This window comes from Streptomyces sp. NPDC004610 (assembly GCF_040609715.1).
GTDB lineage: Bacteria > Actinomycetota > Actinomycetes > Streptomycetales > Streptomycetaceae > Streptomyces.
The window spans coordinates 66112-79978 of record NZ_JBEXLA010000012.1; the positions used below are offsets into that span (position 1 = coordinate 66112).

The window sequence follows — 13867 nt, forward strand, 5'->3', positions numbered from 1 at the left end:
TCCCGCGCCCCGTCAGCCGACCTCGTCCGGGATCCCGCGCCCCGTCAGCCGACCCTGTCCGGGAAGTCGCGCCCCGTCAGCCGACCTCGTCCGGGATCCCGCGCCCCGTCAGCCGACCTCGTCCGGGATCCCGCGCCCCGTCAGCCGACCCTGTCCGGGAAGTCGCGCCCCGTCAGCCGACCTCGTCCGGGAACCCGCCCCCCGTCAGCCGACCCCGCCCGGGAACCCGCCCCCGTCAGCCGACCTCGTCCGGGAGGTCGTAGTCGTCCACCGCCAGGGCGAGGAGGTCGGCGTCGACGGGGGAGGCGCCGACCTCGATGCCGGTCGCCCCCTCGGCCTCGCGCAGCTCGAACCAGATGCTCTTGCCCTCGCCCCGCGGATCGACGCCCCAGGCGTGCGCCAGCAGCTCGATCAGCACCAGGCCCCGGCCGGAGGAGGCCAGCTCCCCGGGGCGGCGCTTGTGCGGGAGGTCGTCGCCCGCGTCCGTGACCTCCACCCGCAGCCGCCGCTCACCGGGCTCCCCGCTGATCTCGGCGACCAGCAGGGCATCGGTGTCGGTGTGCACCAGGACATTGGTCAGCAGCTCGGAGACCAGCAGGACGGTGGAGTCGATCTGGTCCGCCGACGCCCAGTCGTGCAGCAGTTCCCGCAGCTGCTGCCGGGCCACCGCGATCCGCTCCGGCTCGGCCTGCGCGACCGTCAGCATGGTCCGCCGGACCGGGGTGAGGACGGCCGTCGGGCCGCCGTGCCCGGGGGCGTCGCCCAGCCGGTGCAGCAGCAGGACGGCGATGTCGTCCTCGCGGCGGTCGGCCAGCGGGCCGGTGCTGTGGTGCGAGGACGGCCCGTGCACCGCCTGGACCAGGGCGTCCGCCAGGGTCTCCAGATCGCCGGTGTGCGCCTCCAGGGTCGCCCGGATCCGCTGCCAGCCGGTGTCCAGGTCATGGCCGCCGGTCTCGATCAGCCCGTCCGTGCACAGCGCCAGCGTCTCGCCGGGCTGGAGCGCGAAGGTGGTCGTCGGATAGTCGGCGTCGGGGTCGATGCCCAGCGGCAGCCCGCCCGAGGTGGCCCGCCGCAGCACGGTTCCGTCCGCCATCCGGATCGCCGGGTCGGGATGGCCCGCGCGGGCGACGTCCAGGACGCCGGTCGCCGGGTCGGTCTCGACATACAGACAGGTCGCGAAGCGCGGGTCGTCGCCGGACTCGTCGTGGTGGGAGCCGATGCCGTGCAGGAAACGGGAGGCGCGGGAGAGGACCGCGTCCGGGCGGTGGCCCTCGGAGGCGTAGGCGCGCAGCGCGGTGCGGAGCTGGCCCATCAGCCCGGCGGCGCGTACGTCATGGCCCTGGACGTCCCCGATGACCAGGGCGAACCGGCGTCCCTCGCCGGGCAGCGGGATCACGTCGTACCAGTCGCCGCCGACCTGGAGGCCGCCGCCGGTGGGGACATAGCGGGCGGCGACCGTCATCCCGGGGATCTTCGGGCCGAGCGTCGGCAGCATGGAGCGCTGGAGGCCGTCGGTCAGTTCCCGCTCGGACTCGGCGACCCCGGCCCGGGCCAGCGCCTGGGCCAGCATCCGGGCGACCGTCGTCAGCACCGACCGCTCGTCCGGGTTGAAGGCGACCGGGTAGGCGAAGGCCGCCATCCAGGCGCCCATGGTCCGTCCGGCGACCGTCAGCGGGAGAAACGCCCAGGACTGGCGGCCGAAGCCCGCCGCGAGGGGCCAGGTGACCGGGTAGCGGGACTTGTACTGCTCGGGCGAGGAGAGATAGACCGCCCGGCCGGTGCGGCAGACCTCGGCGGCCGGATAGTCGGTGGCCAGGGACATGTGCGAGAAGGGATCCTCGTCGCCGGGCTGCTGGCCATGATGGCCGACGATCGTCAGCCGGTCGGCCTCCACCCCGAACACCGCGAGCCCGTCCGGGGTGAACCCCGGCATCGACAGCCCGGCGGCCACCCGCAGCACCTCGGCCGTGGACCGGGCCTCGGCCAGCGCCCGCCCCGCGTCCAGCAGAAACGCCTCCCGCGAACGCCGCCAGTCCCCGGTGACGGCCCGCCGCCCGGCCGGGGTGCCCGGGGTGGGCTCCGCGACCTCCTGAAGCGTCCCGATCAGCTCGTACGCCCGCTTCTCCGGGTCGAAGGACGGCTTGGAGCGGCTGCGGACGATCCGGATGATCCGGCCCCGCTCGTCCATCACCCGGATCCGGACCTCGGCGAGGGTGTTCTCGGCGACCGCGAGCTGCACCACCCCGGTGATCTCGTTCCAGTCCACGGGGTGCAGCCGGGCTCTGACCTGGGCCTCGGTGAGGACGGTCGGCTCCGCGGGCAGCCCGAGCAGCCGGGCGGCCTCGGCATCCACCGTGACCTGCCCGATCGAGGTGTCCCAGTGCCACAACCCGGTCGCGAGGGCGGCGAGAACCTGCCCCACTGCCGGCAGGGGCTCACCAGTGCGCATTGCCCCACTGTAAGAACAGCCGATCGAACAGTGCCACCGATGCCGTACGGCAGTGTCGTACGGCACGGTCGTACGGGGGCGTCCCGCCGGCCGGGTCCCGGGGCCGTAATGCAGGGGAAGGGCGGTGCGGGCGGCCGGTACCCTGGGGGCACCCTGGGGCGACGTTTCACGTGAAACACAGTGAAACAAAGCCCTCCACCACCCTCACCTCACTCTCCATCCGAATACACCCGATCAGCGAAGGCTGGATGAACGACGATGCATCGGTACAGGTCCCACACCTGCGGCGAGCTGCGATCCTCTGACGTCGGCACCGACGTCCGACTCAGTGGCTGGCTGCACAATCGGCGCGACCTGGGCGGCATCCTCTTCATCGATCTGCGCGATCACTACGGCATCACGCAGCTGGTGGCCCGCCCCGGCACCCCCGCCTACGAGGCCCTCGACGGGGTCTCCAAGGAATCCACGGTCCGGATCGACGGCCAGGTCGTCTCCCGGGGCGCCGAGAACGTGAACCCGGACCTGCCGACCGGTGAGGTCGAGGTCGAGGTCGGCGAGGTCGAGCTGCTCGGCGCCGCCCAGCCGCTGCCCTTCACCATCAACGCCGAGGACGGGGTGAACGAGGAGCGGCGTCTGGAGTACCGCTTCCTCGACCTGCGCCGCGAGCGGATGCACCGCAACATCATGCTGCGGACGGCGGTCATCTCGGCCATCCGGCACAAGATGACCGCGCTGGGCTTCAACGAGATGGCGACGCCGATCCTGTCGGCGACCTCCCCCGAGGGCGCCCGCGACTTCGTCGTCCCGTCCCGGCTGAACCCGGGCCGGTTCTACGCCCTCCCGCAGGCGCCGCAGCAGTTCAAGCAGCTGCTGATGATCTCCGGCTTCGACCGCTACTTCCAGATCGCGCCCTGCTTCCGCGACGAGGACGCCCGCGCGGACCGCTCGCCGGGCGAGTTCTACCAGCTCGACGTCGAGATGTCCTTCGTGGAGCAGGAGGATGTCTTCCAGCCCATCGAGCGGCTGATGACGGAACTCTTCGAGGAGTTCGGCGGCGGTCGCCCTGTCACCTCCCCCTTCCCCCGCATCCCGTTCCGCGAGGCGATGCTGAAGTACGGCTCCGACAAGCCGGACCTTCGGGCGCAGCTGGAGCTGGTCGACATCACCGATGTCTTCGAGGGCTCGGAGTTCAAGGCGTTCGCGGGCAAGCATGTCCGGGCGCTGCCGGTGCCCGCCGTGCAGGACCAGCCCCGCAAGTTCTTCGACCAGCTCGGCGAGTACGCCATCGCCCAGGGCGCGAAGGGCCTGGCCTGGGTGCGGGTCGGCGCGGACGGCGCGCTGTCCGGCCCGATCGCGAAGTTCCTCACCGAGGAGAACGTCAAGGTCCTCACCGAGCGCCTCGGCCTCGCCGCCGGGCACGCGGTCTTCTTCGGCGCGGGCGACTTCGAGGAAGTCTCCAAGATCATGGGCGCGGTCCGGGTGGAGGCGGCCAAGCGCGCCGGCCACTTCGAGGAGAACGTCTTCCGCTTCTGCTGGATCGTGGACTTCCCGATGTACGAGAAGGACGAGGAGAGCGGCGCGATCGACTTCTCCCACAACCCCTTCTCCATGCCCCAGGGCGGCCTGGAGGCCCTCCAGACCCAGGACCCGCTGGACATCCTCGGCTGGCAGTACGACATCGTCTGCAACGGCGTCGAACTGTCCTCCGGCGCGATCCGCAACCACGAGCCCGAGATCATGCTCAAGGCGTTCGAGATCGCGGGCTACGAGCGGGACACGGTGGAGGAGAAGTTCGCCGGGATGCTCCGCGCCTTCCGCTTCGGCGCCCCGCCGCACGGCGGCATCGCCCCCGGCGTCGACCGGATCGTCATGCTCCTCGCCGACGAGCCCAACATCCGCGAGACCATCGCGTTCCCCCTCAACGGCAACGCGCAGGACCTGCTGATGGGCGCCCCGACGGAGCTGGACGAGACACGGCTGAGGGAACTGCACCTTTCGGTGCGCAAGCCGCAGCCGAAGTAGGGCGCGCGCACGCGAACGCCCCGCCCCGGCTCACGCCGGGTGCGGGGCGTTGTGCTGCGTGCCGTGTGCTGCGCCGGCTCAGCGGGCGACGAACTGGGTCAGGATGGCCTGGACCTCGTAGATGTCGACGCCCTTCGTGAACGTCTTCTGGACCGGGGTCGGGGAACCCGAGACCCAGATCTTCAGCTCCGCGTCGAGGTCGAACGTACCGGCCGTCTCCACCGCGAAGTGGGTGATGCTGCGGTACGGGATCGAGTGGTACTCGACCTTCTTGCCGGTGATGCCCTGCTTGTCGACCAGGATGAGACGGCGGTCGGTGAACAGGATGGTGTCGCGGATCAGCTGGTACGCGGCGTGCACCTGCTCGCCCTGGCCCAGGAGCCGGGTGTAGTCCTGGGCGGCCTGGGCCGGGTCTATGGCATGCGCGTTACCGAAGAGCGCCATGGTGGTATCCCCCCACTTGAATGATCGTCCGGAATGTATACCTTGACGGTGGGGGGTTTGGCCATGGGGGACGGTGGATCGGTGGGACCCCGTTGTCAGGCGGCTTCGGTGGGCTCGCCGCCGAAGCGCTCCTTGTAGGTCTCCAGGTCGTCGTCCGTCAGCTTGGCGAACAGGACCGGGGGGACCCGGAAGGGGGTGCCGGGCGGGAGGGTGGTCAGCGAACGCGCCTCGGCGGGCGTCACCCAGGTCGCGTCGTCACCGGGCAGGGTGAACGCCGCGCGCATCTCCGCCGCCACCGACGGGATGACCGGCTCCGAGACCACCGCGTAGAGGTGGATCAGATTCATCGCGGTACGCAGGGTGAGGGCCGCGCCCGGCTGGTCGGTCTTGATCTCCAGCCAGGGGGCCTTCTCCTCCAGATAGGAGTTGCCCGCCGACCACAGCGCGCGCAGCGCCGCCGCCGCCTTGCGGAACTGGAGGGCTTCGAGCTGGGTCTCGTAGTCCGCCAGGAGCCGGGCGATCTCCTCGCCGAGCTTCGTCTCCGCCTCGCCGGGCTCGCCGCCCGCCGGGACCTCCTCGCCGAAGCGCTTCCTGGAGAAGGACAGCACCCGGTTCACGAAGTTGCCGAGGGTGTCCGCCAGGTCCTTGTTCACCGTCGCCGTGAAGTGCTCCCAGGTGAAGGACGAGTCGTCCGACTCCGGGGCGTTGGCGATCAGGAAGTAGCGCCAGTAGTCGGCCGGGAGGATGGCGAGGGCCTGGTCCGTGAAGACGCCCCGCTTCTGGGACGTGGAGAACTTGCCGCCGTAGTACGTCAGCCAGTTGAACGCCTTGACGTAGTCGACCTTCTTCCAGGGCTCACGGACGCCCAGCTCCGTCGCCGGGAACATCACCGTGTGGAAGGGGACGTTGTCCTTCGCCATGAACTCCGTGTAGCGGACCGGGTCGGGGCCGGTGTCGGCCTCGTACCACCAGGACTTCCAGTCACGGGTCTCGTCCTCGGGGGCCTGGTCCGACCATTCCTTCGTCGCGCCGATGTACTCGATCGGGGCGTCGAACCAGACGTAGAAGACCTTGCCCTCGGCCGCCAGCTCCGGCCAGGTGTCCGCCGGGACGGGGACGCCCCAGTCCAGGTCGCGGGTGATCGCGCGGTCGTGCAGGCCCTCGGTCAGCCACTTGCGGGCGATGGAGGAGGCGAGCTGCGGCCAGTCCGCCTCGTGCGCGGCCACCCACTCCTCCACCTCGTGCTGGAGCTTCGACTGGAGGAGGAAGAGATGCTTGGTCTCGCGGACCTCCAGGTCCGTGGAGCCGGAGATCGCCGAGCGCGGGTCGATCAGATCGGTCGGGTCCAGCACGCGGGTGCAGTTCTCGCACTGGTCGCCGCGGGCCTTGTCGTAGCCGCAGTGGGGGCAGGTGCCGACGACATAGCGGTCCGGGAGGAAGCGGCCGTCGGTCGGGGAGTACACCTGGCGGATCGCCCGCTCCTCGATGAAGCCGTTCTCGTTCAGCCGGCGGGCGAAGTGCTGGGTGATCTCGCGGTTCTGGGGGGACGAGCTGCGGCCGAAGTAGTCGAAGGCGAGGGCGAAGCCGTCGTAGACCGCCTTCTGGGCGTCATGCGCCTGCGCGCAGAACTCGTCGACGGGGAGGCCCTGCTCCTTCGCCGCGAGTTCGGCGGGCGTGCCGTGCTCGTCGGTCGCGCAGATGTAGAGGACGTCGTGGCCGCGCTGGCGGAGGTAGCGGGCGTAGACGTCGGCCGGGAGCATGGACCCCACCATGTTGCCCAGGTGCTTGATCCCGTTGATGTACGGAAGGGCGCTGGTGATGAGGTGTCGAGCCATCGCGGCTGCTCCAGGTGGGTTGGGTTCTGTGCTGGTGAATCAATCAACCTTCAAATCGTAGCCGACAGGGGTGGGCCGCCCGCTTCTCGTTTTCGGGGGGAGAAGGGAGGGAGAAGGGGCGGCCTGGGGTGTGGGTGCGCGGGTGCGGGGGTCAGGGACGCCAGTCCTTGAGGATGCCCTCGTGGACTTCCTTGTCGGTGAGTTCCAGGGGGGTCTCGCCGGCCAGGAAATAGGAGGTGTTCGGGGTCTTCAGCTTGCGGAGGTAGTCGAACGCCTTGTTCTCCGGGTCGCCGAACGCGACGAAGGAGAAATGGATCTGGGGGTGCGACTTCGCGGCGGCGGTCAGGGCCTGGGTCGCGGGGGTCTTGGCGTCCGGGGCGCCGTCGGTCTGGAAGACGACGAGGGCGGGGTGGGTGGTGCCGGACTTGTCGTAGTGGGTCAGGATTTCTTCCACGGCCACGTGGTAACTGGTGCGGCCCATGCGGCCGAGGGTGGGGTGGACCTCGTCGATCTTGGTGTGGTGGTCGGTGGGGGTGAGGTCGGTGGTGCCGTCGAGTTCGGTGGAGTAGAAGACGACGTGGACGGTGGGGGTCGGCTCCGCCGGGGGGAGGTGGGGGTGGGTGGTGAGGGTGAGGGTGGCGGCGAGGGCGTAGGTCTGGGTGGCGAGGGCTTGGGCGGAGCCGTCCTTGTAGTACGGGCGCATGCTCGCGGAGCGGTCGAGGGCGAGGTAGATGGTGGTGGGGGTGAGCGGCTCGGCTCCGCCGTCGCCGGATGTTTTCCCACCCGCACCACCCGTGCGGGTTTCGTTGTCAGGTGCGGGTGGGCCCTGGGGGGCGGGGGCGCGGTGGGCGGCTGCGGGGTCGGGGGTGGGGGTTGGCTGCGCCGCTTCGGGGGTGGGGGGCGTGGGCGTGGCTTCGGGGGTGGGGGTCGGCTGCGCCGGGGGGGTTGCTTCGGGGGTGGGGGTTGGCTGCGCGGCTTCGGGGGTCGGGTGCGTAGGCGTGGCCTCGGGGGTGGGGGTCGGCTCCGCCGGGGCGGTTGCTTCGGGGGTGGGGGTCGGCTGTGCGGCTTCGGGGGTGGGCTCCTTGGCGACCGGCTCCTCGGCTTCGGGCACTTCGGTTGCCGAGGGCGGCGGGTCTTCGGCGACGGGCTCTTCGGTTGCCGGGGGCAGCGGCTCTTCGGCGACGGGCTCGATGGCCGGGGGCAGCGGCTCTTCGGCGGCTTCCGGCTCCTTGACCTCGGGGGTTGCCTCGGTGGCGGGGGGCTCCGGCTCGGCGGCCACTGTGGCGACGGGCTCGGGTTCGGGCTCGGGTTCGGGCTGGGGCTCGGGCTGGGGCTCGGTGGTGGCCGTCTCCGGTTCGGTCTGGGGCTTCGGTTCGACCGGGGCGGGCTCCGCCTCGGCCGTCGGCTCGACGGGCTCGGCTACTGGCTCGTCCACCTTCTCGGCGTCAGTCTTTGCCTCGGTGGGTTCGGGCTCGGGCTCGGGCTCGGTGAGTGGCTCGGCTGCATCAGCCTTTGCCTCCGACGGCTCGGGCTCAGCCTCGGGCTGCTCAGGCTCGGTGGTGACCGGTGCCGATTCCTCCGCCTCAGCTGTGACCGGGGTGGACTCCTCCGGCTCGGCAGCCTCCGGTGCGGATTCCTCTGCCTCGTCGGCGATCGACTCCGAGCCTTCCGGCCCGGCGGCGACGGGCGTCGATTCCTCCGGCTCAGCCGCGACCGGTGCGGATTCCTCCGGCTCAGTAGCCTCCGGTGCGGACTCCTCCGCCTTGTCGGAGACCGACTCCGGCTCAGCCGTGACCGGCGTCGACCCCTCCGGCCCGGCGGCGACGGGCGTCGATTCCTCCGGCTCAGCCGTGACCGGCGTGGACTCCTCCGCCTCGGCAGCCTCCGGGGCGGACCCCTCCGCCTCGTCGGCGACGGGCGTCGATTCCTCCGCCTCAGCCGTGATCGGTGCGGATTCCTCCGCCTCGGCAGCCTCCGGTGCGGACTCCTCCGCCTTGTCGGAGACCGACTCCGGCCCGTCCGCGACCGGCGTCGACCCCTCCGGCCCGTCCGCGACCGGCGCCGAATCCTCCGGCTCAGCCGTGACCGGCGTTGAGCCCTCCGGCCCGTCCGCGACCGGCGTCGACCCCTCCGCCTCACCCGCGACCAGCGTCGCCGCGGCCCCCGCGGCCTCAGCCCCCCGCGGCTCCCCCGCGCCCTCTCCCCCCACCGGCTCCGCCGGCCTTGGGACCGTGATGTTGTCGAACGCCGCCGACACCAGGTCGTGCGCCTGCGGGGAGGACGACCGGGGTTCCGGGACCTGGACCGGCGTCGGTTCCGGGGACGGGGACGGGATCGTCGGTGTCTGCGCCGGGGCCTGAGTCTGCGTCCGGGTCCGCGACTCCGCTCCCGCGCTCCCCTCCCCGCCCGCTTCCGCCGAGGTCTCCGCCCCGGCGCCGCCCGCCGCCGCCGTCGTCGCGGCGCCCGCAGTCGCCGTCGCGTCCGGCTCCTCCGCCGGAGGCGCCAGGGTGCTCGTCGCGGGCGTACCCGCACCCTCCGGCTCGGCGGATCGCGCTCTGCGTGAGCGGCCGAATGCGTTCCGCAGGAGAGTGAGAATGCCCATGTGCGCAACCCTTCGCGTGAGTTGATGCCCGTAGATCCCTGGCCAGGACGGACACGTAAGGTTAGCGGCCCGATGGGGTGATCTTGGGGAGGGATCGGGTGGGCCGCCCCACCCGGACCGCTGCCCGGCGCCGGGTATCCATGCCGGTGCCGGTGCCGGTGCCGGTGCCGGTGCCGGTGCCCGTGCCCCCGTGCCCATGCTCGTGCCCACCCCTGCGCTCGCGTCCGCCGCCCGTGCCCGCGCCCGCACCCGTAGCGCACCCATGCCGCATCCACCCGCACCCCCCCGCACACCCCCCCGCACACCCCCCCGCACACCCCCCCCGCACCCCCCGCGCCACCCCCCACCACCCCCATATCGACATGGAAATGTCGGCCATATATGTGACTGATCTACGCGCCTAGCGTCACCCGTCGCTCGGATACCTTTACTTCACTCGCCGTTCATGCGTCGGCTCCGCTCCCGCACAAACGTGCTCCTACCGTCCGTCACGCTGGATAAAAGGGGAAGCAAGGGGAGAACCACGTGCGTATGCAGTTGCCCATCATCAAAACCTCCAACGACTCGCACCCCGGTGGTCGCGCCGCACTCACGTGCCGCTTCCGCTGTGGGGACGCCTGTTTCCACGAGGTGCCCAATACCACCGCCAATCCGTACGTCGGCGATGTCATCGCCACCGCGCTGAGCCGCCGTACCGTGATGCGGGCCGCCGCGGTCGTCACCGCAGCCGCTGCCGCCGGGACGGCCGTGTCGACGGCGGTCGCGCCTCAGGCGCAGGCCGCGCCCGCCGACGGGTGGGGCTGGGGGAAGGACAAGGCGGCCAAGGGGCTGCGGTTCACCCCCGTCGCGCCGAACACCCATGACGCCGTGACCATCCCGGACGGGTACCGGCAGAATGTCGTCATCCGCTGGGGTGAGCCCATTCTGCGTGGCGCTCCCGCCTTCGACCCGGACAAGCAGACCGCCAAGGCGCAGGCCGGGCAGTTCGGGTACAACAACGACTTCCTCGCCCTGCTGCCCGTGCCGGGCGAGCGCGGCCGGCAGATTCTCGTCGCCAACCATGAGTACACCGACGAGGTGCTCATGTTCCGTGGCTACGACTCCGCCAACCCGACCCGCGAGCAGGTGGAGATCGCCTGGGCCGCGCACGGGCTGACGGCCGTCGTGGTGGAGGAGGAGGGGAGGAGCGGGAAACTCAGCGTCGTTCCGCGGCATCCGCTGAACCGGCGGATCACCGCCACCAGCGAGTTCCGGGTGACCGGGCCCGCCGCCGGGTCGCCGCTGCTGCGCACCTCCGCCGACCCCACCGGCACCAAGGTCCTCGGCACCCTGAACAACTGCGCGGGCGGGGTCACCCCCTGGGGCACCACGCTGCACGGCGAGGAGAACTTCAACCAGTACTTCGCCAACGCCACCCGCCCCAACGACAGGCGCTACGGCCTCGGCACCGCCGCCAGCGAGCGCAAGTGGGAGCGTTTCGACCGGCGCTTCGACGTCGCCCAGGAGCCCAACGAGCCGCACCGCTTCGGCTATGTGGTCGAGCTGGACCCGAGCGACCCGGACTCCACCCCCCGCAAGCACACCGCACTGGGCCGCTTCAAGCATGAGGGCGCCACCGTCCGGCTGACGGACGACGGCCGTCCGGTCGTCTACTCCGGTGACGACGAGCGCTTCGACTACTTCTACAAGTTCGTCGGCAGCAAGCGGATGAAGAAGGGCGGCGGGCGGAGCGTGCGCGAGCACAATCTCTCGCTGCTGGACGAGGGCACGCTCTATGTCGCCAAGCTCACCGGTGACTCGCCGGCCATCGAGATCGACGGCACCGGCAAGCTGCCGGCCGACGGTGAGTTCGACGGGTCGGGGGAGTGGGTGCCGCTGGCCACCGCCACCGGCAAGGGCGCCGTCTCGCACGTCGAGGGCATGACCGCCGACGAGGTGTTCGTCTTCACCCGGCTCGCGGGCGACAAGGTCGGCGCCACGAAGATGGACCGCCCCGAGGACGTCGAGCCCAACCCGCACTCCGGCAAGGTCTACGTCGCCCTCACCAACAACAGCAACCGCGGCATCGGCACCAACGCCAAGGCGGACGAGGCCAACCCGCGCAACGCCAACAAGCACGGGCACATCCTGGAGCTGACCGAGCGCTGGAACCGGGCCGACTCCACCCGCTTCGCCTGGACGCTGTTCCTGGTCGCCGGTGACCCCAAGGACCCCGCGACCTACTTCGCCGGGTTCCCGAAGGAGAAGGTGTCGCCGATCTCCTGCCCGGACAACGTGGCCTTCGACGACCACGGCAATCTGTGGATCTCCACCGACGGCGCCCAGCTCGGCTCCCACGACGGCCTCTTCGGCGTCGCCACCCGCGGTGACCGCAAGGGCGAGCTGAAGCAGTTCCTCACCGTGCCCAAGGGCGCCGAGACCTGCGGTCCGATCATCCAGGACCGGCGGGTGCTGGTCGCCGTACAGCACCCGGGCGAGCTGGACGGAGCCTCCGCGGAGAACCCGCTGAGCGCCTGGCCCGACGGACCCGGCAGGCTCAACCGCCCGGCGGTCGTCGCGGTCTACCGCACCGACGGCAAGGACATCGGCGTCTGAGCCAGCCGCAGTACATCCGGGGGCAGGGCTGGGACCGTCGTCGCCGCCATCCGTGGTACGGCGTCGTCGTGTTCCAGCCACTCCCGGTACGCCGGGGCCAGCCGGGCGACCTCCCAGTACGCCTCCTCCAGCGCGGGGAAGACCCCGTCCAGCTCCGTCTCCGTACGGGCCGCGATCAGCAGCCGCACCCCGATCGGGTCGCCGTGCAGCCTCCGTACGGCCATATCGGGGCTGGACGCGGTCGGTTGGCAGACGGTGACCACCTCGCCGGTGGCGACCAGCGCGCCGGCGGTGTGGTAATCGCCGTGCTGGACCAGCGGGCTGACCCCGGCGGCCCGGAACATCCGCTGCACGGCGTCCCACTCGCCGTCCACCGACGAGTCGATCATCCAGCGGTCCCCGGCCAGGTCACGCGGGTCGACCGCGGTCTTCGCCGCCGCCGGATGATCGGCGGGCAGCGACACGAACTGCGGTTCGCGCTCCACCAGCACCCGCAGTCGCAGCTCCGGCGGGATCCGCAGCGGGCAGCCCTCCACCTCGTGCACGAACGCGATGCCGAGCTGGCCGTCGGCGACCATCCGCAGCAGGGCGTTCGGCGAGACGTTCATCTGGAGGGTGGGGTCCTGGCCCTGGCCGCGCAGTCGGCGCAGCCAGCCGCTCAGGGCCTTGCTGGCGGTCGAGCCGATCCGCAGTTCGGCACCGCCCGCCGCGGCGGCCCGCGTCTCGGCGACCAGGGAGCGCATCTCGGCCACCAGCGGCCGGGCCCGGCTCAGCACCAGCCGACCCAGCGGGGTGGGGCGGCAGCCGGATCTCGCCCGCACGAACAGGGCACCGCCCAGCTCCTGCTCGATCCGCCGCAACTGGGTGCTCAGCGACGGCTGGGCGACGCCCAGCTGGCGGGCGGCCCGGTGCAGACTGCCCGTGTCGGCTATGGCACACAGCGCGCGGAGGTGTCTCACCTCAAGCTCCATGCCCGTGGAGGCTAAGGCGGAAGCCGGGGTTGCACCAGACGTACAAATCCCCCGCAACGGCGGTCAATTGGGATCCAGGGCCAGGCCGGTGCGCGCCCGATAGGCCGGTGCCCGCCCGATAGGCCAGTGCCCGCCCGATAGGCCGGTGCCCGCCTGATAGGGCGGTCCTATCACCTGCTGACATCATCACAGCGGCCCCACAGGCCCGGAAACTCTCGTGTTGAACGACTCACCCCCACCAAGGAGTCTTCGATGCGTATCCAGTCCCCTCGTTCGTCCTCTCTCTCCCGTACCGTGGTGGTCCTCGCTCTCGGGATCGCGACCGCCGGGTTCGGTCTGACGGCTCCCGCGGCGGCGGCCCCCGCCCCGCTGGACACCGGGAGCACCGCGGCCACCGCCCACTTCCTCGCCAAGTCCGCCGAGTCGGACGCCAGCCGCGCCTTCTTCGAGGCGGTGCTGAAGTCCGTCGCCGAGCAGCGGGCCGCCAACCCGAAGTCGGCCGCGGCGGTCACCGTCACCTACGACGCCTCGCGCGCCCCCACCTTCGCCGCGCAGATCGCCCGCTCCACCCAGATCTGGAACAGCTCCGTCGCCAATGTCCAGCTGCGGCAGGGCTCGCCGGCCAACTTCAGCTACCGCGAGGGCAATGACCCGCGCGGCTCCTACGCCTCCACCGACGGGCACGGCAGAGGCTACATATTCCTCGACTACCGCCAGAATCAGCAGTACAACTCGACCCGGGTGACCTCCCACGAGACGGGTCACGTCCTCGGTCTGCCCGACAACTACTCGGGCCCGTGCAGCGAGCTGATGTCGGGCGGCGGCCCCGGCACCTCCTGCACCAACGCCCTCCCCAACGCCAATGAGCGGGCCCGCGTGGAGCGGCTGTGGGCCAACGGCCTGGCCGCGGCCATGGACAAGGTGCTGGAGAAGAGCCGCTAGGAGGCCG

General features: G+C 71.3%; 8 protein-coding genes. 3 read left to right on the plus strand and 5 right to left on the minus strand.

The window, feature by feature from the left end:
- Positions 1 to 235: 235 nt before the first annotated feature.
- Entirely contained in the window at positions 236 to 2449 is a 2214-nt protein-coding gene (locus tag ABZX40_RS15655; RefSeq protein WP_355748039.1) for a SpoIIE family protein phosphatase, read from the minus strand.
- 258 nt (positions 2450 to 2707) lie between these two features.
- Here ABZX40_RS15655 and aspS point away from each other — a divergent pair, with 258 nt between their 5' ends.
- Complete coding sequence (aspS, locus tag ABZX40_RS15660; RefSeq protein ID WP_355748042.1) at positions 2708 to 4471, plus strand: aspartate--tRNA ligase; 1764 nt, start codon at positions 2708 to 2710, stop codon at positions 4469 to 4471.
- A gap of 78 nt (positions 4472 to 4549) precedes the next feature.
- Here aspS and ABZX40_RS15665 read toward each other — a convergent pair whose 3' ends face one another.
- From ABZX40_RS15665 to ABZX40_RS15675, 3 genes are all read right to left on the minus strand, one after another.
- On the minus strand, positions 4550 to 4915 hold the full coding sequence (locus tag ABZX40_RS15665; RefSeq protein ID WP_355748045.1) for a PH domain-containing protein: 366 nt from the start codon (positions 4913 to 4915) through the stop codon (positions 4550 to 4552).
- 95 nt (positions 4916 to 5010) lie between these two features.
- Entirely contained in the window at positions 5011 to 6750 is a 1740-nt protein-coding gene (gene metG / locus ABZX40_RS15670) for a methionine--tRNA ligase (RefSeq protein WP_355748048.1), read from the minus strand.
- 151 nt (positions 6751 to 6901) lie between these two features.
- Positions 6902 to 9352 (minus strand): VWA domain-containing protein, encoded by a 2451-nt coding sequence (locus tag ABZX40_RS15675; RefSeq protein ID WP_355748051.1) that lies wholly within the window; start codon positions 9350 to 9352, stop codon positions 6902 to 6904.
- 525 nt (positions 9353 to 9877) lie between these two features.
- On the opposite strand from ABZX40_RS15675, the gene ABZX40_RS15680 reads away from it, so the two are divergent.
- Positions 9878 to 11947 carry a PhoX family protein gene (locus ABZX40_RS15680; protein WP_355741961.1) on the plus strand — a complete coding sequence of 690 codons (2070 nt, stop codon included), beginning with the start codon at positions 9878 to 9880 and terminating at the stop codon, positions 11945 to 11947.
- On the opposite strand, the gene ABZX40_RS15685 is transcribed toward ABZX40_RS15680, so the two are convergent.
- Entirely contained in the window at positions 11914 to 12918 is a 1005-nt protein-coding gene (locus tag ABZX40_RS15685; protein ID WP_355741964.1) for a LysR family transcriptional regulator, read from the minus strand. The genes ABZX40_RS15680 and ABZX40_RS15685 overlap by 34 nt on opposite strands.
- Before the next feature lie 252 nt (positions 12919 to 13170).
- On the opposite strand from ABZX40_RS15685, the gene snpA reads away from it, so the two are divergent.
- Positions 13171 to 13860, plus strand: coding sequence for a snapalysin (gene snpA, locus ABZX40_RS15690; protein WP_355741967.1), 690 nt, complete (start codon positions 13171 to 13173; stop codon positions 13858 to 13860).
- Positions 13861 to 13867: the final 7 nt, after the last annotated feature.